21 protein-coding genes are annotated in these 23,645 nt (G+C 64.8%); 9 read left to right on the plus strand and 12 right to left on the minus strand.

The features are described from left to right. Nucleotides 1–117: 117 nt before the first annotated feature. From AC0L2O_RS02025 to AC0L2O_RS02035, 3 genes are all read right to left on the minus strand, one after another. On the minus strand, nt 118–714 hold the full coding sequence (locus tag AC0L2O_RS02025) for a hypothetical protein (protein ID WP_369725826.1): 597 nt from the start codon (nt 712–714) through the stop codon (nt 118–120). A 112-nt stretch (nt 715–826) separates the two neighbouring features. After that, nucleotides 827–1,813, minus strand: a complete 987-nt coding sequence (gene acuI / locus AC0L2O_RS02030) for an acrylyl-CoA reductase (NADPH) (RefSeq protein WP_473368502.1) — start codon at nt 1,811–1,813, stop codon at nt 827–829. 41 nt (nt 1,814–1,854) lie between these two features. After that, entirely contained in the window at nt 1,855–3,108 is a 1,254-nt protein-coding gene (locus AC0L2O_RS02035; RefSeq protein ID WP_473368503.1) for an MFS transporter, read from the minus strand. Between the two features lie 330 nt (nt 3,109–3,438). Here AC0L2O_RS02035 and nadA point away from each other — a divergent pair, with 330 nt between their 5' ends. From nadA to nadC, 3 genes are read left to right on the plus strand one after another with little or no spacing between them, the layout of a single operon-like run. Further along, nucleotides 3,439–4,545: a quinolinate synthase NadA gene (gene nadA / locus AC0L2O_RS02040; RefSeq protein WP_473368504.1), complete on the plus strand. Its 1,107-nt coding sequence runs from the start codon at nt 3,439–3,441 to the stop codon at nt 4,543–4,545. Between the two features lie 47 nt (nt 4,546–4,592). Continuing rightward, complete coding sequence (locus tag AC0L2O_RS02045) at nt 4,593–6,203, plus strand: L-aspartate oxidase (protein ID WP_473368505.1); 1,611 nt, start codon at nt 4,593–4,595, stop codon at nt 6,201–6,203. A gap of 12 nt (nt 6,204–6,215) precedes the next feature. Beyond that, nucleotides 6,216–7,094, plus strand: a complete 879-nt coding sequence (gene nadC, locus AC0L2O_RS02050; RefSeq protein ID WP_409189922.1) for a carboxylating nicotinate-nucleotide diphosphorylase — start codon at nt 6,216–6,218, stop codon at nt 7,092–7,094. 4 nt (nt 7,095–7,098) lie between these two features. Here the strand turns inward: nadC and AC0L2O_RS02055 are convergent, their stop codons facing one another. From AC0L2O_RS02055 to AC0L2O_RS02065, 3 genes are all read right to left on the minus strand, one after another. Further along, nucleotides 7,099–8,541 (minus strand): cell wall hydrolase, encoded by a 1,443-nt coding sequence (locus AC0L2O_RS02055; protein ID WP_409189923.1) that lies wholly within the window; start codon nt 8,539–8,541, stop codon nt 7,099–7,101. Between the two features lie 509 nt (nt 8,542–9,050). After that, nucleotides 9,051–11,954 (minus strand): pyruvate, phosphate dikinase, encoded by a 2,904-nt coding sequence (ppdK, locus tag AC0L2O_RS02060; RefSeq protein WP_473368506.1) that lies wholly within the window; start codon nt 11,952–11,954, stop codon nt 9,051–9,053. Nucleotides 11,955–12,049: 95 nt separating this feature from the next. Beyond that, on the minus strand, nt 12,050–12,205 hold the full coding sequence (locus tag AC0L2O_RS02065; protein ID WP_082081526.1) for a DUF3096 domain-containing protein: 156 nt from the start codon (nt 12,203–12,205) through the stop codon (nt 12,050–12,052). Nucleotides 12,206–12,435: 230 nt separating this feature from the next. Here AC0L2O_RS02065 and AC0L2O_RS02070 point away from each other — a divergent pair, with 230 nt between their 5' ends. Beyond that, nucleotides 12,436–12,789: a DUF1236 domain-containing protein gene (locus tag AC0L2O_RS02070; RefSeq protein WP_369725834.1), complete on the plus strand. Its 354-nt coding sequence runs from the start codon at nt 12,436–12,438 to the stop codon at nt 12,787–12,789. A 297-nt stretch (nt 12,790–13,086) separates the two neighbouring features. Here AC0L2O_RS02070 and glyS read toward each other — a convergent pair whose 3' ends face one another. The 6 genes from glyS to AC0L2O_RS02100 all read right to left on the minus strand — a co-directional run bounded on the left by glyS (nt 13,087) and on the right by AC0L2O_RS02100 (nt 18,831). After that, nucleotides 13,087–15,267, minus strand: a complete 2,181-nt coding sequence (gene glyS, locus AC0L2O_RS02075) for a glycine--tRNA ligase subunit beta (RefSeq protein WP_473368507.1) — start codon at nt 15,265–15,267, stop codon at nt 13,087–13,089. After that, nucleotides 15,267–16,202: a glycine--tRNA ligase subunit alpha gene (locus AC0L2O_RS02080; RefSeq protein ID WP_473368508.1), complete on the minus strand. Its 936-nt coding sequence runs from the start codon at nt 16,200–16,202 to the stop codon at nt 15,267–15,269. The genes glyS and AC0L2O_RS02080 overlap by 1 nt, the downstream gene beginning before the upstream one ends. A 219-nt stretch (nt 16,203–16,421) precedes the next feature. Then, complete coding sequence (locus AC0L2O_RS02085) at nt 16,422–16,613, minus strand: hypothetical protein (RefSeq protein ID WP_369725837.1); 192 nt, start codon at nt 16,611–16,613, stop codon at nt 16,422–16,424. A 104-nt stretch (nt 16,614–16,717) separates the two neighbouring features. Then, nucleotides 16,718–17,626 (minus strand): S49 family peptidase, encoded by a 909-nt coding sequence (locus AC0L2O_RS02090; protein WP_369725838.1) that lies wholly within the window; start codon nt 17,624–17,626, stop codon nt 16,718–16,720. 217 nt (nt 17,627–17,843) lie between these two features. After that, nucleotides 17,844–18,611 (minus strand): tRNA1(Val) (adenine(37)-N6)-methyltransferase, encoded by a 768-nt coding sequence (locus AC0L2O_RS02095; RefSeq protein WP_369725839.1) that lies wholly within the window; start codon nt 18,609–18,611, stop codon nt 17,844–17,846. Then, complete coding sequence (locus AC0L2O_RS02100; protein WP_473368509.1) at nt 18,604–18,831, minus strand: putative signal transducing protein; 228 nt, start codon at nt 18,829–18,831, stop codon at nt 18,604–18,606. Before AC0L2O_RS02100 ends, AC0L2O_RS02095 begins: the two co-directional genes overlap by 8 nt. 131 nt (nt 18,832–18,962) lie before the next feature. On the opposite strand from AC0L2O_RS02100, the gene AC0L2O_RS02105 reads away from it, so the two are divergent. From AC0L2O_RS02105 to AC0L2O_RS02125, 5 genes are all read left to right on the plus strand, one after another. Then, the gene (locus AC0L2O_RS02105) at nt 18,963–19,970 is read left to right on the plus strand and encodes a polyprenyl synthetase family protein (RefSeq protein ID WP_409189928.1); all 1,008 of its coding nucleotides are present in this window, start codon (nt 18,963–18,965) and stop codon (nt 19,968–19,970) included. Nucleotides 19,971–20,295: 325 nt separating this feature from the next. After that, the gene (locus AC0L2O_RS02110) at nt 20,296–20,811 is read left to right on the plus strand and encodes a winged helix-turn-helix transcriptional regulator (protein ID WP_369725841.1); all 516 of its coding nucleotides are present in this window, start codon (nt 20,296–20,298) and stop codon (nt 20,809–20,811) included. A 1-nt stretch (nt 20,812) separates the two neighbouring features. Then, nucleotides 20,813–22,075 carry a beta-ketoacyl-ACP synthase II gene (fabF, locus tag AC0L2O_RS02115; RefSeq protein ID WP_473368510.1) on the plus strand — a complete coding sequence of 421 codons (1,263 nt, stop codon included), beginning with the start codon at nt 20,813–20,815 and terminating at the stop codon, nt 22,073–22,075. A gap of 44 nt (nt 22,076–22,119) precedes the next feature. After that, complete coding sequence (locus AC0L2O_RS02120) at nt 22,120–22,752, plus strand: LysE family translocator (protein WP_473368511.1); 633 nt, start codon at nt 22,120–22,122, stop codon at nt 22,750–22,752. Beyond that, complete coding sequence (locus AC0L2O_RS02125; RefSeq protein ID WP_473368512.1) at nt 22,745–23,623, plus strand: alpha/beta fold hydrolase; 879 nt, start codon at nt 22,745–22,747, stop codon at nt 23,621–23,623. Before AC0L2O_RS02120 ends, AC0L2O_RS02125 begins: the two co-directional genes overlap by 8 nt. The last annotated feature ends 22 nt before the right edge of the window (nt 23,624–23,645 follow it).

Genomic DNA, 23,645 nt, shown 5'->3' on the forward strand with positions numbered 1-23,645 from the left:
GCCAGTCGCTACCAAGGCATGAAAGCCGCCCTCCGTATGACTACGGCGCGGCGGCTTGATCGCTGATGGATATCGTCAACAACGCACGCGCAAGGTGGCTGCGCGCGCAGGCCAAAGTCACTCAGTCGAGCGGCGCAACTCCGGCACGCCTTCGTTCTTCGGCTCGGACTTCACCTCCGATTTTACCGGCTCGAGCCGGCTGCTTTCCACCCGCGGCGTTTCGACGCGCGCGGCGACCTCGGTGCTCGATGCGTTGACCGAACCGGTCTGCTCCGGCGCACGAAGCGAGCGCGGCCGCGCGACGGCGCGCGCCATCAGCATCTGGTTGCCGCCCTGGTGGTGGAAATCGCAATAGGCGAAGCCCATGCCCGACACCGAGCCGCGGAAGCTGCGATCGTCGGTCTTTTCCAGGTTAAAACAGGGCTCGAATGGAATGCCCTTGATCGAGGCGCACACGTTCTGGCCGCGGATCTGGAGCGTGTTGCCGGGCAGCCGGAGATGGCGCACCGGGCCCGCGCCCGAGAACTGCACAGCGCCGGCGGCGCCCAGATCGTCCAGGATGCGGCCTGCGCCGCGGGTGCCGTCGAAACAGGTGAAGGCAAACACCTTGCCGGCGACGAAGCGGCGCGCCTCATCGGCGTTCATGCTTCCGGCAATGGCCGGCGCAAACGTCACCGCCGCCGTGACAGCCCCCAACACAATACGCGCTAGCATGCTCAACTCCGAACCAACCCCGCAGCGGGCGATGCCGTATCTCTTTACCCGCTGCTTACCATACCAACCAAGGCGACATTGAAGCAGCTTCGTTGGTAAAGTCTGAACGCCGTTAGACAATTTTTACCACGATGCGGCCGCGGACCTGGCCGGCGAGGATTTTCGCGCCCCATTCAGGAACGTCGTCCAGCGGAATTTCTGTAGTGATTTCAGATAGTTTTTCCCGGTCCAGATCGGACGCCAGACGCTGCCAGGCGGCTTTTCGCGGCGGCAGCGGGGACATCACCGAATCGATGCCGAGAAGGCACACCCCGCGCAAAATAAACGGCGCGACCGATGACGGCAGGTCCATGCCGGCGGCCAGGCCGCAGGCGGCAATCGCCCCTCCATACTTCGTCATCGACAGCAGGTTCGCGAGCGTGGTCGAGCCGACGCTGTCGACGCCGCCCGCCCAGCGCTCCCTGGCCAGGGGCTTTGGGGGCGCCGACAATTCGTTGCGGTCGATGATTTCGGCGGCGCCAAGATGCTTGAGATAGTCCGCTTCCGACGCGCGGCCGGTCGAAGCAATTACGTGATAGCCGAGCTTCGACAGCACGGCGATTGCGACCGAGCCGACGCCGCCGGCCGCGCCCGTTACCACCACCGGGCCGCTCTTCGGCGACAGCCCGTGCTTCTCCAGCGCCAGCACTGAGAGCATCGCGGTGAAGCCGGCGGTGCCGATCGCCATGGCGTCACGCGCCGACAGGCCCTGCGGCAAGCCGACCAGCCAGTCGCCCTTCACCCTTGCCTTCTCGGCGTAAGCGCCGAGATGGGTCTCGCCCATGCCCCAGCCGGTACAAACGACCTTGTCGCCGGCCTTCCATTGCGGATGCGAGGATTGTTCGACCGTGCCGGCAAAGTCGATGCCGGCGATCATCGGGAAGCGGCGCACCACCGGCGCCTTGCCGGTGAGCGCGAGGCCGTCCTTGTAGTTCAGCGTCGACCATTCGACGCGCACGGTGACGTCGCCCTCCATCAGCTCGGCTTCGTCGAACAGAGCCAGCTGCGCGGTGGTGCCCTTGTCTGCCTTGTCGATCCGGATCGCCTTGAATGTGGCCACGGCTGAACTCCCTGACTTGTTCGTCGGAAATGTTTAGCCGATCAGGCAGGCTGCGCAACCGCTCGCGGCGCCGGTTTCTCCACGATCGGAAGATTGATCAGCGCCGAGAGCACGCCGAACAGGATCGAGAGCCACCAGATCGGCGTGTAGGAACCGAAGCGCTCGAACACGATGCCGCCGAGCCAGACGCCGAGGAAGCCGCCGACCTGATGGCTGACGAAGGCGAAGCCGTAGAGGGTTGCGAACCAGCGCGTACCGAACATCAGCGCCACCAGCGCCGAGGTCGGCGGCACCGTCGACAGCCAGGTCAGGCCCGAGATAGCCCCGAACGCGATCGCCGAGAGCGGCGTGATCGGGAACGAGATGAAGGCGAGCGTCGCAAGTGCACGGGTAAAGTAGATGGCCGAGAGGATGTAACGCTTGGGCAAGGAATTCTGCAGGTAGCCGACGCTCAGCGATCCCATGATGTTGAACAAGCCGATTGCCGCGATCACCCAGCCGCCGGTTTGCGTCGAGACGCCGCGGTCGACCAGGAACGCCGGCAGATGCACGGTGATGAAGGCAAGCTGGAAGCCGCAGGTGAAGAAGCCGAGCACCAGAAGCACATAGGAGCGATGGCCGAAGGCCTCCGCAAGCGCCTTGGTAATGGTCTGCTCATCCGCGGGCGCGGTGCTGGCGGGGCTTGCGACCGGCGGTGTCGAGATCGCCAGCGCTAGCGGAATGATCAACAGCATCAGGAAGCCGAACACGCTGAGCGCCTGCTGCCAGCCGAAATTGTCGATCAGCGCGACGCCGATGGGCGCGAACAGGAACTGCCCGAGCGAGCCCGCCGCGGTGCCGGCACCCAGCGCAAGGCCGCGCTTCTCGACCGGCAGCAGCTTTGTGAAGGCGGACAGCACCAGATTGAACGAGCAGCCCGCGAGGCCAAAGCCGACCATCACGCCGGCGCCAAGGTTGAGCGACAGCGGCGTGGAGGAGTAACGCATCAGCAGCAGGCCGCCGGCATAGAGCAGAGCACCGACGCACATCACCCGGAACAGGCCAAAGCGATCGGCGATCGCGCCGGCGAGCGGCTGGCCCAATCCCCACAACAGATTTTGCACGGCGATCGCGAGGCCGAACACGTCGCGCCCCCAGGCGAACTCGTGGCTCATCGGCTGCACGAAGAAGCCGAGTGCCGAGCGCGGGCCGAAGCCGAGCATGCCGATCGCGCAGCCGCAAAGAATAATGATGGCCGGGGTGCGCCAGGAGGAGGAACGTGAAGCCGGATTGAACTCGCCCGCTTGCGTCGACATGGGGTTTCTCTTCTGTCGTTGGCGGGTCCGGAATGGGCGGCCGCGAGTCAGGAATTTAATGCAAATGCATGAAAATCCCAATCCAAAAATGATTGCGTTCCATGAAGGGCTGCTGCGCTTCAACCCAACCTCGTCTGGCGTGCGCATGGCGTGACTTGACGAGAATGTGTGCGGGTGGCCCTGGCGACCTCCCGCTTGGCGTGTTAGGGTTGATTTACTCAGATTGAGTATATGTAGGCTTTGGCGGAACTGCACCGGCCCTCTCGGCCGGATTTCTCAAGCTTCAGATATACTCAAATGGAGCATAATTCTCATTTGCGGGAGGCTTGGATGCCGATCACTGGAATTTACGGTCCCGACGACTTTGCAGACCGGCCGCAGGGCCAAGCCCTCGCCTCTCCCCGTGCAGCCCCGGCGCGAGAGGGAGCTGCGCTGCCGATGCCCTCGCTGGAATGGACTGATGAGGTCGAGCGCGCCACCGCCCACCTCTACGATCGCGTGAAGCACGTGATCCCGCCCATCGAATGGCCGCTGATGGCACCGACCATCAAGGCGATCAACGAGCTCAAGAAGACGCGCAACGCGGTGATCCTCGCGCACAACTACCAGGCCCCGGAGATCTTTCACTGCGTGGCAGACATCGGCGGAGACTCGCTGCAGCTCGCCGTCGAAGCCACCAAGGTGAAGGCCGATGTCATCGTACAGTGTGGCGTGCACTTCATGGCAGAGACCTCAAAGCTGCTCAATCCGGACAAGACGGTGCTGATCCCGGACCAGCGTGCCGGCTGTTCGCTCGCGGCCAGCATCACGGGCGCCGACGTGCGCCTCCTCCGCGAAAGATTTCCGGGTGTGCCGGTGGTCGCCTATGTCAACACGTCCGCAGAGGTGAAGGCCGAGGTCGACATCTGCTGCACCTCGTCGAACGCGGTGCAGGTGGTCGAGAGCCTGAATGCGCCAACCGTCATCTTCCTGCCCGATCGCTATCTCGCGACTTATGTAGCGTCGAAAACCGACGTGAAGATCATTGCGTGGAAGGGCGCCTGCGAGGTGCACGAGCGCTTCACCGCTGCGGAGTTGCGCGGGCTTCGCGAGACCGATCCGTCGGTGCAGATCATCGCGCATCCCGAATGCCCGCCCGACGTGCTGGCAGAGGCCGATTTTACCGGCTCGACTGCGCACATGATCAATTGGGTGCGCGAACGGCGCCCGAAGCGCCTGGTGATGATCACGGAATGCTCGATGGCCGACAATGTGCGCGCCGAGCTGCCGGACATCGAGATGCTGCGCCCCTGCAATCTCTGCCCGCACATGAAGCGGATCACGCTGTCCAACATTCTGGAGAGCCTGCTGACGTTGCGCGAGGAGGTGACGATTGATCCTGCGTTGGCGATGCGTGCGCGTCGATCGGTCGAGCGGATGATCAATCTGAAGAATTGAGAGCAATCGCTGCCACAAACTCACCAGCGCAGAATTCGGAGAGAGCTATGAAAACAACCAACCTCCACAACCTCACCCGCTCGACCGACGACGTCGTCATCGTCGGCGGCGGTCTCGCCGGACTGTTCTGCGCACTCAAGCTCGCGCCGCGCCCGGTGACATTGATCTCGGCGGCCCCGCTCGGACAGGGCGCATCATCCGCATGGGCGCAGGGCGGCATCGCAGCTGCGGTGGCCGAGGGCGACGGCCCGGAGGCGCATGCCGCGGATACAATCGCGGTCGGCGGCGGTATCGTCGACAAAGCGGTCGCGCTCGGGATTGCGCGCGAGGCCAGCCAGCGGATTAACGACCTTCTCGCCTATGGCGTGCCGTTCGACCGCGATCTCGAAGGCCGGCTCGCGGTGGGCCGCGAAGCCGCGCATTCGGCACGGCGCATCGTGCATGTCCGCGGCGACGGCGCGGGCGCGGCCATCATCGCAGCATTGAGCGATGCCGTGCGCCGCACGCCGTCAATCCGCCTGATCGAAGGTTTCGTCGCCGAAGCATTGGCGACCGAGGACGGCGCGGTTACCGGCCTGCAATTGCGCGAGGCCGGCAATTTCCTGGCGAGACCGACGATGATCGCCTCGCGCGCGGTGGTGCTGGCGACCGGCGGGATCGGTCATCTCTATGCCGTCACCACCAATCCCGCCGAAGCCAGCGGATCGGGCCTTGCGATCGCCGCCCGCGCCGGCGCCGTGATCGCCGATCCCGAATTCGTGCAGTTTCATCCGACCGCCATCATGGCCGGCCGCGATCCGGCGCCGCTTGCGACCGAAGCGTTGCGCGGCGAAGGCGCCACGCTGATCAACGGCAACGGCCAGCGCTTCATGGCCGCACAACATCCGCTCGCCGAGCTGGCGCCGCGCGACATCGTGGCTCGTGGCGTGTTCGCCGAGATCGCGGCCGGCCGTGGTGCATTCCTCGATGCGCGGGACGCGCTGGGAACGCGCTTCGCCGGTAAATACCCGACGGTGCATGCAAGCTGCATCGCCACCGGACTCGATCCCGCCACGCAACCAATCCCGATCGCGCCGGCCGCGCACTATCACATGGGCGGCATCGCGGTCGACGACCGGGGCCGCAGCTCGATCGACGGGCTCTGGGCCGGCGGCGAAGTGTCGTCCACCGGCGCGCATGGCGCCAACCGGCTCGCCTCAAATTCATTGCTCGAGGCCGTGGTCTATGCCGCGCGCATCGCCGACGACATCGCCGGCGGCGCGATCCCCTCGCCTACCCGCCTCCCGGACGTCGTGGTGACGCCGCGCGGTGGCGCGCCGGACGCAGCTGCCATAAAGCGGCTGCGAACCATGATGAGCGCGCATGTCGGTGTCATCCGCGACAGTAATGGGCTTGAGGAAGCCATGCGAAGCTTGGCGGCGCTCGAACGCGAGGCAACGAGCGTCGTTGTCCGCAACATGGCGACGGCAGCCCTGCTCGTTGCGGCGTCGGCGTGGACGCGGTGCGAGAGCCGCGGCGCGCATTTCCGGGCCGATCATCCGACGGACGTACCCGAGCTGGCGCAGAGAACGATGACGACACTCGCCGCAGCGCGCGAGGTCGCGGACAGCCTCATCGAGCACCCGATGCCGCGCATCGCGCAATCCATGATCGCCTGACGGAGTTTTTTCATGATCACCCCGACCTCACTGCTTTGTCCCGACGCCTTCCTGTCCCCGCTCGCGATCGACGAGGCCGTGCACCGCGCGCTCGACGAGGATCTCGGCCGTGCCGGCGACATCACCTCGCTTGCGACGATCCCGGAGGCGACAAAGGCGGAAGCGATCCTCGTGGCGCGCCAGTCCGGCGTCATCGCCGGATTGCCGCTGGCGCTGGCGACGCTGCAAAAGCTCTCGCCCGACATCGAAGTGCGCGCGCATGTCCGCGATGCCGCGCGCGTCGCACGGGGGCAGCACGTGCTGACGCTCTCCGGTCCCGCGCGCGCCATCCTCACGGCGGAGCGGACGGCGTTGAACTTTGTCGGCCGTCTATCTGGCATCGCGACACTCACGGCCGACCATGTCGCGCGCACGGTGGGCACAAAAATGCGCATCTGCTGCACGCGCAAGACCACGCCGGGATTGCGGGCGCTGGAGAAATACGCGGTGCGCTGCGGCGGCGGCTTCAACCACCGCTTCGGCCTCGACGACGCGGTCCTGATCAAGGACAACCACATCGCCGTCGCCGGCGGCATCCGCCCCGTGCTGGAGCGCGCCCGGGCGCACGCCGGGCATCTCGTCAAGGTCGAGATCGAGGTCGACACGCTGGCGCAGCTGCGCGAGGTGCTCGACAGCGGGCTCGCCGATGCCGTGCTGCTCGACAACATGGATATCGCGATGCTGCGCGAGGCGGTGCGGATGACGGAGGGCCGCCTTAAGCTGGAGGCGTCCGGCGGTGTCACGCTGGATTCGATCGCGGCCATCGCGGCGACCGGCGTCGACTACGCCTCATCCGGCGCGCTGACGCATTCGGCGCCGAATTTCGATTGCGCGCTGGATATCGAGGCGTGAGACGCTAACGCCGCACCACTTCGCCCATCTCGGCGGAGCTCTTGGCTTCCTGGGCGAGTTCGGCCGAGAGTGCGGCGGTCTGGGCCGGGGTGCCCCAGCTCGGCTCCTCCCCGCCATCGCCCCAGGCGCGCGGCCGGTAGAAGGTGTGCACGCCGAATTTGTACATCTTCTTCATCTCGGCGACCCAGGACGGGCGGACCCAATAGGCATGGTAGTGCGTGGACTTGCCGACTTCAGGCAGCCAGATCTGGCCGTCGAGCATCGCCTTCGAGATCTTCCTGGCGCGCTCCCACATCTCGGGCTCGCGGATCACGTCGGGATTGTTGTCGCACGCGAAGGTGAACTGGCAGGCCAGGTGGCGGTATTTGTTCTGATAGACCACACCGCACACAGTGTCGGGATATTTGCCGGAGAACACGCGGTTCATCACCACTTGCGCCACCGCGATCTGGCCGCGCACGGCCTCGCCGCGGGACTCGAAGTAGACCGCCTCGGCGAGACACTTCTCGGATTTCGCACGTGACTTGTCGTCCAGCGCCAGCCGTTCCGCCGGCGATTTGGCGCGCTGGTTGTCGGCATTGACCTCGCCCTTGGGCGCGACGCTCTCGCCGCTTTCGATGTCCCTAGCAATGTCCTCGGACGACGGAGACAGCGAGGCCGTCACCTTCATGTCGGGGTCGGCCATCACGATCAGCGGCTCGGCGCCCGGCTGCCAGCTCTCGATGCTCTCGACATTGCCACCGAGCGAGGAGCTGCCGAAGAACAGGCTCGCAGTCTTCACGCTGAAGGGATCGCGCGGCGGCGCGGCGATCTTGGCCTGCTTCGGCGCAGTGAGCGGCTGGGCCGCAAAGGACAGCGCGTTGTCGCCGGCCTTCGGTGGATTGACATATTGCGGCAATGGCGGCGCGCGAAGCGCCTCCTGGAGCTCGGGATCGAGCGCAGCCGCGGATTCCGGCGACATGGCTTGCGGCAACGCGGCCGTCTTGGCGCCGAACACCGAGCTGTTGGAGGTCGCCGGATCCTGCCGTGCGGGTGGCGCGGGCGTCTCGGAGGCCGGCGCAGGCGTCACGGTGGCGAGGCGATCGCCCTTCATTGAGCGATCGACCCTTGGGAAATCGGAGGCCTGGTAGCGCGCCGGCGCCTGCAGCGCCGGATTGTGGGTGATAGAGCCGGTGACGTCGCGACCATCGAGGCTCGCAAGGCGGATCATCGTGCTCTGCGGAGCCGAGGTTCCGATCGGCCGGGAAAAGCTGTAGGTGGCGAGCTGAATGGACGACGCCGCAGAAAACACCTGCTTCTGCCAGCGCTCGGCAACGCCGGGCTGACGCGCCAGCAACGATGCAATATCCTGATAGCCGGTCTCTCTCGGCATCAATGCGAAGATGCAGAGACCGATTCCGAAGGACGCGAACCGCGCGCCCTTCGGATGGGTACGCAACACAGACATCGATACGCTCACGCTACGCTTACGCTAGAAAAATCGAGCCGCAGTACATCCGTGCAATTCGATCCTTCTCGTGAGTATCTAATTTAGGTTGCTGGGGCGTTAATCGGCGTTGCGCGCGCAACACACTCAAGCGCTCTCAGGTGTTTTCACGGGGTGATTGCGTGCGTGGTAAATGCGCCCTCACGCGACGCGGTAAACATCCGGTCAACGCGAATGGTGAAGGAACCCTTGCGGGCACGTGTCATTACGGGACGCTGGTGCGGTTCCGTGGTTTGCGCCAGATGCTCCCACCTGACACGACTGTCATGCCCCGCGAAGGCGGGGCATCCAGTACTCCGCGGCGCCTCGTTCAGTCACCCACGTCTCGGCGTACTGGATCGTCCGGTCAAGCCGGACGATGACAGCGAGGGTGTGGCGCTCGCAATGACGATATGGCGACAGCGGCGCGCAAAATGAAAAGAGGCGGGGCCAAAGCCCCGCCTCTCGCGACTCGATCTTGCGGCTTCGCCTTACGCTTGGCTCGCGATCGCCTTGCCGAGCGCGGCCTGCGCGGCGGCGAGGCGGGCGATCGGCACGCGGTAGGGCGAGCAGGAGACGTAGTCGAGGCCGATCGTGTGGCAGAAGGCGACGGAGGCGGGATCGCCGCCGTGCTCGCCGCAGATGCCGACCTTGAGCGAAGGCCGCGTCTTGCGGCCGCGCGCGACGCCGATCTTGACGAGTTCGCCGACGCCTTCCTGGTCGAGCGCGACGAAGGGATCGATCGGCAGGATGCCCTTGGACACGTAGGTTCCGAGGAAGCTCGCGGCATCGTCGCGGCTGATGCCGTAGGTGGTCTGCGTCAAATCGTTGGTGCCGAACGAGAAGAACTCGGCGCTCTCGGCGATCTCGGCCGCGAGCAGGCACGCGCGCGGCAGCTCGATCATGGTGCCGACCTGATAGCTGAGCTTGGTGTTGGTGTCGCGCATCACCGCCTTCGCGGTGGCATCGATGCGCGCCTTGACCAGGTCGAGCTCGGCCTTGGTCGCGATCAGCGGCACCATCACCTCGAGGCCGACGACCTTGCCGGTGCGCTTCTCGGCTTCGACCGCAGCCTCAAAAATCGCGCGCGCCTGCATCTCGGCGATCTCCGGATAGGCGATCGCGATACGGCAGCCGCGGAAGCCGAGCATCGGATTGAACTCCGACAGCTCGCGCGCGCGGTCGGCGAGACGCCGCGGATCGGTGTTCATGGCGCGGGCCACTTCCTCGACCTCGGCGTGGGTGTGCGGCAGGAATTCGTGCAGCGGCGGATCAAGCAGCCGGATCGTCACGGGCAGGCCCTTCATGATCTCGAACAGCTCGACGAAGTCGGCGCGCTGCATCGGCAGCAGCTTTGCCAGCGCCGCGCGGCGCGACTGCTCGTCCTCGGAGAGGATCATCTCGCGCACGGTGCGGATGCGCGTCTCTTCGAAGAACATGTGCTCGGTACGGCAGAGACCAATACCTTCCGCGCCGAACTTGATCGCGGTGCGGGCGTCCTCCGGCGTATCCGCGTTGACGCGAACGCCGATCTTGCGGACCTGATCGGCCCAGTTCATCAGCGTCCCGAACTCGCCGGAGAGCTCCGGCTCGATCATCGGCATGCGGCCCGCGAGCACCTGGCCGAGCGAGCCGTCGATCGTGATGACGTCACCGGCCTTGAAGGTGCGCGAGCCGATGCTCATGGTGCCGCGGCCATAATCGACGCGGATCGTGCCGCAGCCGGAGACGCAGGGCTTGCCCATGCCGCGCGCGACCACGGCGGCGTGCGAGGTCATGCCGCCGCGCGTGGTCAGGATGCCTTCGGCGGCGTGCATGCCGTGGATGTCTTCCGGGCTGGTCTCGATGCGGACCAGAATGACCTTGCGCCCGTCGCCCTGAAGCTTGGCCGCTTCATCCGAGGAGAACACGATCTCGCCGGAGGCAGCGCCCGGCGAGGCCGGCAGGCCGGTTGCGATCACGTCGCGCTTGGCGTTGGGATCGATGGTCGGATGCAGCAGCTGATCGAGCGAGGCCGGATCGATCCGCGTCACCGCTTCCTTCTTGGTGATCAGACCTTCCTTGGCCAGCTCGATCGCGATGCGCAGCGCTGCCTTGGCGGTGCGCTTCCCGCCGCGGGTCTGGAGCATCCACAGCTTGCCCTGCTCGACCGTGAACTCCATGTCCTGCATGTCACGGTAGTGCTTCTCGAGCAGCGTGTAGATTCGCGTCAGCTCCTTGAACGCCTCCGGCATCGCCAATTCCATCGAGGCCTTGTCGGAGCCCGACTCTTTGCGCGCATCCTCGGTAATGTCCTGCGGCGTGCGGATGCCCGCCACCACGTCCTCGCCCTGCGCGTTGATCAGGAACTCGCCGTAGAGCTTGCTTTCGCCGGTCGAGGGGTTGCGCGTGAAGGCGACGCCGGTCGCCGACGTCTCGCCCATGTTGCCGAACACCATGGCCTGCACGTTGACCGCGGTGCCCCAGGATTCCGGAATGTCGTGCAGCTTGCGGTAGGTCACCGCGCGCGCGTTCATCCAGGATGAAAACACCGCACCGATGGCGCCCCAGAGCTGGTCGTGCGGATCCTGCGGGAAGTCCTTGCCCGTCTCGCGCGCGACGGCGTCTTTGTATTTGCCGACCAGTTCGACCCAGTCCTCGGCCGACAGATCGGTGTCGAGCGTGTAACCCTGGCTGTCCTTGAAGGTATCGAGGATTTCCTCAAAGTGATGATGCTCGAAGCCGAGCACCACGTCGGAATACATGGTGATGAAGCGGCGATAGCTGTCATAGGCAAAGCGCCGGTCGCCCGACAGCTCCGCCAGCGCTTCCACCGTGTCGTCGTTAAGGCCGAGATTGAGCACGGTGTCCATCATGCCCGGCATTGAGGCGCGGCCGCCGGATCGCACCGAAACCAGCAGCGGGTTCTTGGTGTCGCCGAACACCTTGCCGGTCAACTTGCCGACATAGTCGAGCGCCTTCTCGACCTGCGACTGCAGCTCCTTCGGATAGGATTTGTCGTGCGCGTAAAAGTAGGTGCAGACCGAGGTCGGGATGGTGAAGCCGGGAGGCACCGGCAGGCCGAGATTGGCCATCTCGGCCAGATTGGCGCCCTTGCCGCCGAGCAGGTCGCGCATCTCCGCTTTGCCCTCGGCCTTGCCGTCGCCGAACGTGTAGACCCACTTGCCGGCCTTGACCGCAGCGGGCGCCGCCTTGGCTGATGCTGGCTTGATCGGTGCGGCTTTGGCGGCACTCTTCGGCGCTGCCGGCTTGGTCGCAGCCTTCGAGGCGGGCTTGGCAACAGGCTTCGAGGCGCTCTTGGGCAGCGCCTTGCGGGCTGCCGGCGCGGCCTTCGTCTTGACCGAAGACTTTGATTTCGCTGGCATTTTCTTAGGCTTCGAGGCGGCTTTGGCCATAGCTTGCACACAACCTGCGAGAGGAATGGGAAATCGCGCGCTTACACCACTTTGGGCGGGTCCGCGCAAGTCGAAGAGTTCCGGAAAATGAAGGCCTAGAGATGGAGCCACCTCAACAATCCGAGCCCGATCGCACCATTTATGATGAGAAAGATCGCGACGATCAGATTGAGGAGCCGCGGCATGATCAAGATGAGCACGCCCGCAATCAGCGACAGGATCGGCGAGATGTGGGCGATGGTGAGGTGCATGAATTATCCTTCTGGGCGTGGACCTTGAGACGAATCGCGGGCGGATCATAGCGGCCCTGGTTCCGCGAGTAGAGACGCGCGGACGTACAGCGGGGTTCCACCTTTCGCGAAAACTGCCCGAAATTGCCGCGAATATGGCCGCGCATTTGCCGGAACATTGACAGGACGCATGCATTGGCAACGGGTCGCGCCACCGGCGCTTCCGAAGACTCATCTCGAAGGAGTTGCCTATGCGGAACAGGATTCTTGCTCTTGCCGCGCTCGCAGCCGCGATCGGCTCGCCGGTCGCAGCGCAGGCGCAAACCGATATCACGGTGGGGCGCGCGCCCGTCGTGGTCGATAGCGGCCCGACCATTGCGGTCGAACAGCGGCCGGCGTTCCGCGACTATGTCGTCGAACAACGTGTGCCGGCCTTCAGCATTCCGGGTCGCGTGGTGGTCGGTGCCACCTTACCTGAGACCGGCGTCACCTATTACGACGTGCCGCAACGTTTCGGCGCCACCACTTACCGCTACACGGTCGTGAACGGCGAGACCGTGCTGGTCGAGCCGCGCTCGCGGCGCATCGTGGAACTCATCGACTAGTTTGGACGCGTTTTCTTCACGCAAACCGACGGCCACGTCGCTTTGAAAACGCTCTGCACAACTCGATGTCCGGCGCGCCACATCAGGCTGGCGCGCATCGCGTAGTACGGACATCAGGCCCCGCCCGGTCGTCCCCCCGCCGGGCGGGGCTTTTTTTTGTGTGCTTCGTCATTCCGGGGCGCGCGGAGCGCGAGCCCGGAATCCATCGCGCCGCGCGTGACGAGGAGAAATGGATTCCGGGTTCGCGCCAAGTGGCGCGACCCGGAATGACGCCGGTGTTTACCGCCCGACCGCGCCTCAGTCCTGGATCTTCGAGAAGTCCGCCACCGCACGCGTGGCGCTGCGGATCTCATTGAGCAGCTTCAGGCGGTTCTCGCGCACCTTCGCATCCTCGTCGTTGACGCGGACCTTGTCGAAGAAGGCATCGACCGGCGGGCGCAGTTTTGCCATCGCGCTCATCGCAGCGGCGAAGTCTTCTTTGGCCACAGCGGCACTGGCTTCCGCCGTCACCTCTCCGATTGCCTTCGCCAGCGCCTTCTCCTCGCCGAGGCTGTAAAGTGCAGCATCCGGCGCGCCATCGAAGCTGCGCTTGTCCTTTTTCTCCTCGATACCAAGGATATTGCTGGCGCGCTTGATGCCGGCGAGCAGGTTCTTGCCATCGTCGCTCTCGAGGAATTTTCCGAGCGCCTCGACGCGGCGGACGATCATCAAGAGATCGTCCTGACCGCCGAGTGCGAACACGGCGTCGACAAGATCGTGCCGAGCACCCTGCTCGCGGAGCTGGACCTTGAGACGGTCGGCCAAGAAATCCTGAAGCCCTGAGGCACCGAGGCCTTTCGATACCCGCTCCAACGTCTCACGCACGCTCTCGCCCTTCGTGCCCCCATTAATCCACTTATCGGTACCAGCGATCACAGCTTTGTTGTCACTCTGACGGTAGATCGCAACCGAATTCGAAAATGCCTCCCAGAGGCGCAGACGAATGTTGTTAGAGATCAATATACGAATCATTCCCAGAGCCGCGCGACGCAACGCATACGGGTCCTTGCTTCCCGTCGGTTTTTCATCAATTGCCCAGAAGCCGACAAGCGTATCGATCTTGTCCGCGAGCGCCACCGCAACGCTGACCGGATTGGTCGGCACGCGATCCGCGGGCCCTTGCGGCTTGTAGTGCTCCTCGCAGGCCGCGGCGACGGAAGTGTCCTCGCCTTGCGCAAGCGCGTAATACTTGCCCATCAAGCCCTGAACCTCGGGGAATTCGCCGACGACTTCCGTCAGCAAATCCGCCTTCGCGAGATGCGCGGCACGCTTGGCCTTGGCGACATCCGCGCCGACCAAAGGCGCGATCTCAGCAGCGAGACGCTCGATGCGTTCGATGCGCGCAGCCTGGGTGCCAAGCTTCTCGTGGAACACGATCTGCTCGAACTTCGGCAGCCGATCTTCCAGCTTCGTCTTCAGATCCGTCTCGTAGAAGAATTTCGCATCCGACAGGCGCGGACGGATCACGCGTTCGTTGCCGGCGACGATGGTGTTGCCGCCGTCGGGCGCCTCGATGTTGGCGGTGAGGACGAATTTGTTGGTCAGCTTGCCCGTCTTGGCATCCCTGACGACGAAGCACTTCTGGTTGTTGCGGATGGTGGCGCGGATGACCTCGTCGGGGATCGCGAGATATTCTTTCTCGAACGACCCCATCATGACCACCGGCCATTCGACGAGACCCGAGACCTCGTCGAGCAGCACCTGATCCTCGACCAGCTCAAGACCCTGCGCAAACGCCAGCTCCTTGGCGTCGGCGAGGATGATGTCCTTGCGCGTCTGCGGATCGAGAATGACCTTGGCGGCCTTCAGCTTGGCTTCGTAGTCTTCGAAGCGACGCACAGAAATCGCCGCAGGTGCCATGAAGCGATGGCCATAGGTAGTCTGGCCGGCCTCGATGCCGTCCACCGAAAATTTCACGACATCGGGGTCTTCGGTTTCCAGGCCGAAGGTGGCGGTGATCGCGTGCAGCGGGCGCACCCAATTCAGCGAGCCCGGCTTGCCGGAGCGTGCGCCCCAGCGCATCGATTTCGGCCAGGGAAAGGTGCGGATGATCACGGGAAGGATCTCGGCGATCACCTCGATCGCCGGGCGGCCGGGCTTCTCGATCAGCGCGATGTAGAAATCGCCCTTCGGATCGCGCTGGATCTTGGCTTCGTCGAGCGATTGCAACCCTGTCGCTTTCAGGAAGCCCTGCACGGCCGCATCCGCCGCGCCGATCTTCGGTCCACGGCGTTCGGTCTTCAGGTCAGGCTGGCGCGCGGGAATGCCGTGCACGGTGAGTGCCAGGCGGCGCGGCGTAGCGAAGGCCTTGGCGCCTTCATAGACGAGGCCTTCGGCAACGAGCTTGTCGGTGACCATGCGGCGCAGATCGTCGGCCGCCTTGGCCTGCATGCGCGCGGGGATTTCTTCCGAAAACAGTTCGAGCAACAATTCGGGCATCAGGCCGCTCCACCGGCTTCGGTGTGCACCCAGGCGTCGCCGCAAGCCTTTGCCAGTTCGCGCACGCGAAGAATGTAGCTCTGCCGCTCAGTCACCGAGATCACGCCGCGCGCATCGAGCAGGTTGAAGACGTGGCTCGCCTTGATGCACTGGTCATAGGCCGGCAGCGCCATCAGGTGCGCCTCGCGCTTGCCGTCCTTCCAACCTGCATCGAGATATTTCTTGCAGGCTGCCTCCGCCATCTTGAACTGCTCGAATAGCATGGCGGTGTCGGCGAGTTCGAAATTGTGCTTCGAATATTCCCGCTCGGCTTGCAGGAACACATCGCCATAGGTGACCTTGGCGTCACCGTCGCGGCCGTTGAAGTTGAGATCGTAGACGCGGTCGACGCCCTGCACATACATCGCGAGACGCTCGAGCCCGTAAGTAAGCTCGCCCGCCACCGGCGCGCATTCGACACCCGCAACCTGCTGGAAATAAGTGAACTGGCTCACTTCCATGCCGTCGCACCAGCATTCCCAGCCCAGGCCCCAGGCGCCCAGCGTCGGGCTCTCCCAATCGTCCTCGACGAAGCGGATGTCGTGCACGGCGGAATCGATGCCGATGGCGGCGAGCGACTTCAGGTACAGCTCCTGAAGGTTCGGCGGCGACGGCTTCATGATCACCTGAAACTGGTAGTAGTGCTGCATCCGGTTCGGGTTCTCGCCGTAGCGGCCATCCTTGGGCCGGCGCGAGGGCTGCACATAGGCGGCATTCCAGGGCTTCGGCCCGAGCGCGCGCAGCGTGGTCGCCGGATGGAAGGTGCCCGCGCCCATCTCCATGTCGTAGGGCTGCAGGATCACGCAGCCCTGCTCGGCCCAGAACCGCTGGAGCGCGAGGATAAAGCCTTGGAACGAGCGTTCCGGGCGCATATGGGCGGGCAATGAGGCGTCCATCGTCAGGTCAGGCTCTCGCGGGGGGTTTTGAATCGCGCGGGACCGTATCGACGGCGGGGGTGGGAATCAAGGCAAAGGGGGAGGATCCGAGCTTAACGACTGCCGTAGGGTGGGCATAGGCGCGAAGCGCCATGCCCACCATGTTGCTGGGACTGCGATACTGGTGGTGGGCACGCTTCGCTTTTGCCCACCCTACGGCACCTTGTTACCCCGCAGCACCTAACCCGGCCGGTAAGCCCCGCTGACGGGGTCACGCTTCAACGTCTGGATGTTCCCCATATGGGCGGCCTCGGCGACGCGCGAGAGGCGCATCTCCTCCAGCTCTTGGTTGATCCGGAGTGCGGTCTTGTACGCCCAGCGGACCACGGCAAGCCCGCCCAGGACGCCCGCGAATGCAACGAACGGCGGCATCGGTCGATCCTTGTTCAATGCTCAGCCCCCACGAGCATTCTTGCGCAGACCGGGCCGCGCCGCAATTGGCTCGGCCTGGACCAAATGGCGCGGGTGGCCACGCGCTAGAACCCGAATTTCGCCCAGATCGCACGGGTCTCGACCGCCGAAATCAGATCGTCCGGCAAGCCTGCCATTGATTCCATGACCGAAAGCTGGCCCGCGCCGGGCGATTTCCGCCCCAGAAGACCGCTGAGCAGCCCGGTTGGCTGGGCGATCACAGGGGTGAGAACCTTCTCGCCATAGCGGGCACGAAGAGTTGAGCGGAGATCGCCGATGCCGTCGGCGAGCCCCAGCCCGATTGAGCTCTCGCCCGCCCAGTACTCGCCGGTGAACAGGGTGTCGTCCGCGCCCGTGAGCCGCGCGCCGCGGCTCTCCTTCACCAGCGCGATGAAGATCTGGTGGATCTCGCGCTGGAGCGCCTTCAGCTTCGCGACGTCGTCGGGATTTTCGGGAAGGAACGGATCGAGCATCGCCTTGTGTGCGCCGGCCGTATAGAGGCGCCGCTCGATGCCGAGACGCTTGATCGCTTCCTGGAAACCAAAGCTGCCGCCGACGACGCCGATCGAGCCGAGAATCGAGGATGGATCGCAAAAGATCTCGTCGCCCGCGCAGGCGATCATGTAGCCGCCGGAGGCCGCGACGTCCTCGACGAACACCAAAACCTTCAACTTCTTCTCCGCCGCGAGCTGCTTGATGCGCAGATAGATCTGGCGCGACTGCACCGGCGAGCCGCCCGGCGAATTGATCACCAGAGCCACCGCCTTGGCGTTACGGACGGAGAACGCTCGCTCCAGCACCCGCGCGACGCCCGCAAGCGTCATGCCTGGGCGCAATGGCGTCACGGCCCCGATCACGCCTGACAGCCGCACCACAGGCACCACCGCCGTGCCCGGGCGGAAGCGCGCCGGCACATATTGCATCAGTTTGTCGGCAAAGCCGGAGTTACTGCGATCGTTCAATTGTTCGGCCATGCCGTTACCTCTGGTTAACCAATTTTTATCACGCGACTGTCATTGAAGATGCCTGGAACGTGTTTTGCAGATTGCCCCTTGGGAGGCTGCAATGAGGCAGCGGAGAACAAGAACATGAAGATCTATCTGCTGTTGCTGCTGATCGGTGCCCTTTTCGCAGCGATTCGCTTCACGTCCCCACAGGAACAGCAGTCGGAATCGCTGCCGCAGTAGGCCTTCACGGCTCTGCCAGCGCCAAGACCGCCCTCCCTTCCAGAATATTAGTCACCTCTTTTTTAGGCATTCGTGACTCATCATTGAGCACAAAGCCCGGCAACAGCCGAGTCGGCGCCCGACCGCCTTTGACGGCACGCACCAGCACGCGGATTGCAGGGCTTGCCGCCTCGCCATGAACCGGCAGGATCGACAGGCTGCCGAAGCCGCGCGACAGCGCTGCCAAAACCTCTGCTATCCCATCCGCGCGCCAGATCAAGGTCAGTGCGCCGTTCGATCGCAGGATGCGCCGGGCTGCATGCACCCAGCCATCAAGCGTCTCGCCCGTTGCGACATGCGCGATCTGCCGCGCCTGATCGGGCGAGCCGCGATGCCGCGCCGGATCGTTGAAGGGCGGGTTCATCAGCACGCGATCGACGCTGTCGGGGACGAGCCCATGTGCCGCAAAATCCTGCGCGCCGGCGGTGACATCGAACACGATCGTCTCCGCATCAATCGCATTCGCCGCCGCATTTTCGCGCGCAAGTTCCGCCAGCTCCGGATCGATCTCGACCAGGCTCAGCCTGATCCCGCTCACGCGCCGGGCCAGTGCCAGCCCGGCCGCGCCGACGCCGGCACCGAAATCGACCACACGGTCACCAGCCTGGGCTTCGGTCGCTGCCGCAAGCAAGATGGCGTCGTGACCGGCACGGTGGCCGGAGCGCTTCTGCTTCAACAGCAATTGGCCGCCGAGAAAGGCATCCTCGGTGATCTCGAGCGCGGCCTCAATCATCGCCGCGCAGTTCGTGGTTGAGGCCGGCATCGGCCAGGAGCTGCCGGGCCTCGCGGGCGTCATCCTCGTGAACCAGGATCCGGCGCGGCAAAATGCCGAGCGAGCCCTCGATGATGCTCATGTTCTGGTCCAGCACCAGATGATGGATGTTGGCGCCGTCGAGCAGTGCGCCTATGGCTGATACCAGCACGATATCGTTGGTCCGAACCAGTTCTCGCAAAACACAGGCCTCCTGCCTGACGGGGGTCGACGGCAAATGTCAATGGTTCCGCAGGTCTTGCCGCATCCGCGTCCAGTTTCTATTGTCTTTCCGTCAGAATAGCCCTTCCGGGGCAAATATTGGAGACCGGCGTGGCCGTCATCGTACCTTTCGAAACTCCCGGCGCGTCGATCGAAGAGCTGGTTGCCCTTGTCGCTCCCGATATGGAGCGCGTCAACGCCACGATCCTGTCGCGGACCGGGTCCGAGGTGACCATGATCCCGGAGGTGGCCAACCACCTGATCTCCTCCGGGGGCAAGCGGCTGCGTCCGATGCTGACGCTCGCCATGGCCAACCTCGCCGGCTACACCGGCGACGGACACATCAAGCTCGCCGCCTCCGTCGAGTTCATGCACACCGCCACGCTCCTGCACGACGACGTCGTCGACGAGAGCGAGATGCGCCGCGGCAAACTGTCGGCGCGCATGCTTTGGGGCAACGAGGCGAGCGTGCTGGTCGGCGACTTCCTGCTGGGGCAGGCCTTCCGCATGATGGTCGAAGTCGGCTCGCTGCGCGCGCTCGACATCCTCTCGGCGGCGGCCGCCACCATCGCCGAGGGCGAAGTGATGCAGCTTGCGGCTGCCAAGAACACCGCAACGACCGAGGACGAATATCTCGCGGTGATCCGCGGCAAGACCGCCGAACTGTTCGCGGCCGCCTGTGAGGTCGGGCCGGTGATCGCCAACCGTCCGAAAGCCGAGCAGACCGCCTGCCGGTCGGTCGGCATGAATCTCGGCATCGCCTTCCAGCTCGTCGACGACGTGCTCGACTATGGCGGCAAGAGCGCAAAACTCGGCAAGAACACCGGCGACGACTTTCGCGAGGGCAAGATCACGCTGCCCGTGGTGCTCGCCTTCCGCCGCGGCAACGACACCGAGCGCGCGTTCTGGATCCGGGCATTGGAGCGCGGCGAGATCGGCGACACCGACCTCGATCACGCCATCGGCCTGATGAACAAGCACCGCGCGCTCGAGGATTCGCTGAACCGCGCCCAGCACTATGGCGCCATGGCGGTCGACGCGCTGGCGCTGTTCCCGTCCTCACCCATGAAGAGCGCGCTGGAGCAGGTGGTGGCGTTCTGCCTAGCAAGGTCGCATTAGTTTTTTTTACGTCTTAGCGCTTGCCGCTAGCCACACATTCAGTGTCGTGCCGGCGAAGGCCGGGACGACATGGTTGAGGTAGCGCCACCACTGCATCAACAGCGTCATTGCGAGCGGAGCGAAGCAATCCAGGATCTTTGCCGCGGAGAGACTCTGGATTGCTTCGCTGCGCTCGCAATGACGGAGCAAGGTGCACGGGCACGTCCCTGCAACCTGCATTTCGCCTCGCAGAAACCTCCTTCGCAGTTTCGGCGCATTTCCACACGTCCGCAAGACGAACTCTAGTAACTTGCGTTTTGCAAGTCACTGACCTACCTTCTCCGCCATGCAGCCTAAATCGCCCTCCATCCTGGAATGCCCCGTCGGCCGTGCCGTGGAGACTGTGGGGGAGTGGTGGAGCATCCTGATCCTTCGAGATGCGTTCCAGGGATCGACCCGGTTTGACGAGTTCGAGCGCAATCTGTCCATCGCGCCGAACATCCTGTCGCGACGTCTCGCCCATCTCACCAAGACCGGGATGTTCGTCCGCCGCCGCTATCATGAACGGCCGCCGCGTTACGAATATGTGCTGACGGACAAGGCGCGGGATTTCTTCCCGGTGATTGCCACGCTGCTCGCCTGGGGCAACAAGCATCTCGCGCCAAAGGGCGAAGCGATCCTGCTGGCGAACCGGGACGATCGTCGTCCGCTTGATCCCGTCGTGGTCAACGCCGCCGACATGCAACCGATCACGCTCGGCAATGCGGTGGTGATCGCAGGGCCCGGCGCGAGCCGCTTGATGCGGCGGCGGCTCACCTCGCTCAAGGCCATGAACCCGGCGGTCGCGCCGGCTGGAGACTGACATGCGTCGTATCGTCGTGACGGGAATGGGCGCGGTATCGCCGCTCGCCTGCGGTGTCGAATTGTCCTGGCGCCGGCTGCTCGCCGGTCAAAGCGGGCTGCGACGCCTGCCCGACTGGTCGCAGGCGCTGCCGGCGCGCATTGCCGGCCTCGTGCCCGATAAGGCCGATGATGCGGACGGCGGCTTCGATCCGGCGCAGGCGGCAGCGCCAAAAGACCAGCGCAAGATGGATCGCTTCATCCTGTTCGCGCTGCTCGCGACCGCAGAGGCCGTGGCACAGGCCAAATGGATGCCGCAGGACGCAAGCGCGCGGGAACGGACCGCGACCATCATCGGCTCCGGTGTCGGCGGCTTCCCGGCGATGGCGGAAGCCGTGCGCATCACCGAGCAGCGCGGCGCGCGCCGGCTGTCGCCGTTCACGATCCCCTCGTTCCTCGCTAATCTCGCCGCCGGCCACGTCTCGATCAAATACGGCTACAAGGGCGCGCTGGGCACGCCGGTCACGGCTTGTGCCGCCGGCGTCCAGGCGATCGGCGATGCCGCGCGCATGATCCGCGCCGGCGAAATCGACGTCGCGATCTGCGGCGGCGCGGAAGCCTGCATCGACATCGTCAGTCTCGGTGGCTTTGCGGCGGCACGCGCGCTGTCGAGCGGATTCAATGACGAGCCCGCGCGCGCCTCGCGCCCGTTCGATCGCGACCGCGACGGTTTTGTCATGGGCGAAGGCGCCGGCATTCTGGTGATCGAGGAGCTGGAACATGCGCTTGCGCGCGGCGCCAGCCCGATCGCCGAGATTGTCGGCTACGGCACCACCGCGGATGCCTATCATATGACATCGGGTCCGCCGGATGGCGATGGCGCCCGCCGTGCCATGGAGATTGCGCTCCGGCAGGCGAACCTTGCGCCCGCCGAGGTGCAGCACCTGAATGCACATGCGACCTCGACGCCGGCCGGCGACGCGAGCGAGCTCGGCGCTATCGCCGCACTGTTCGGCCGTGACCGCAGCATCGCCGTGAGTGCGACAAAATCGGCGACCGGTCATCTGCTCGGCGCCGCCGGAGGTCTCGAGGCAATCTTTACCGTCCTCGCTTTGCGCGACCAGATCGCTCCTCCGACGCTCAATCTTGAAAACCCGGATCCGGGTGCCGAGGGCCTCGACATCGTCTCTGCTGCGGCCCGGCCGATGCCGATGCAGCACGCCATCTCGAACGGATTTGGCTTTGGCGGGGTGAATGCCAGCGTGATCTTTCGGCGGTTGGCCTGAATGACGGGACTTGCAATCACGCCGGGCATCGCTACGACAACAGGATGATCGAAACCGATTTCTGGCTATTCCTGGCGGCCGCACTCGTCGTCGCTGCCATCCCCGGTCCGGGCATTTTCTACGTCGCGGCACGGACCTTGTCGGAAGGGCGGACAAGCGGATTTGCCTCGACCGCAGGCACGGCGCTCGGCGGGCTGGTTCACGTGGTGGCGGGCAGCGTCGGCATCTCCGCGATTATTCTCGCGAGCGCCGAACTGTTCACGGCCGTGAAGTTCGTGGGCGCGCTGTATCTGGTCTGGCTCGGCATCAAGACCTTCCGCAACGCCGGTCGCGCGCTGTCGCTCGAGAGCGAAGCCGTTGGCGACAAGCGCGCCTTCCGCGACGGCGTGCTGGTCGAGGCGCTGAACCCGAAGACCGCGGCGTTCTTCCTGGCGTTCATTCCGCAGTTTCTCGATCCGGCGGCAGCGAACCCCACGCTGCAATTCATCGTGCTCGGCGCGATCTCGGTGACGCTGAACACGTTCGCCGACGTCGTTGTGGTGCTGATGGCGTCGGCGACGCGCACCCAGCTGGTCGGAAGGCCGCACCTGATGCGGCGCCTCACGCAGGGCTCCGGCGTTTTCATCGCGGGCCTCGGCCTGTCGCTCGCTTTGGCGCGGCGGCCGGCAAATGGCTAACGCCCCGCAAAGCCGCTTCTATGAGTCTCACGGCCTGCGGCTGCACTATGCCGATTGGGGCAATACGGGAGCGCCGGTCGCCATCCTGGTTCACGGCGGCCGCGATCATTGCCGGAGCTGGGATGTCATCGCCCGGTCGTTGCAGCCACATTTTCACGTGATCGCACCCGACCTGCGCGGCCACGGCGATTCCGACTGGACCAGAGGCGGCAGCTACGCGCTGACGGAGTATGTGTACGATCTCATCCAGCTCGTACGCCACATCGCGGCGCCTCAAGTGACACTCATCGGCCATTCCATGGGCGGCATGGTGAGCCTGATCTTTTCGGGATCGTTCCCCGAGCAGGTCGCAAAGCTGGTCGTGCTCGACGGCGTGACCATGCTGCCGGACGCGCCCAGAGCGCCAACGCATGAACGCATCAGCAAATGGGTCGGCCAGTTGGACAAACTGCATGTCCGCACGCCGCGCCGCTATTCGACTCTCGAAGCTGCGGCCGCTCAGATGGTGCTTCACAACAAGCGACTGTCCCGCGACCTCGCGCTGCATCTTGCAACGCACGGCTCGCGACAGAACGAGGACGGCAGCTATAGCTGGAAGTTCGATCCCTACCAGCGCGCCTCCGCGCCGCATCGGCTCTGGCCTGACGATCACGTCGCGCTGTGGTCGCGCATCGCTTGCCCGACGCTGCTGCTCAATGCCGGCGAAAGCTTTCTCGCGGGACCCAAAGCGGCAGGCCTGGAACGCTATTTCCAGCAGGCGCACATCGAGACCATCGCTGGCGCCGGGCACTGGCTGCAGCATGACAAGCCGCAAGAGGTGCTGGATGAGATCCGGCGGTTTCTCGGGCTGGGCAAGGACGCTGCGGGCTAGCTCGGCGACGTCCGCGTCATTG

This window comes from Bradyrhizobium sp. Kon10 (genome assembly GCF_055807395.1).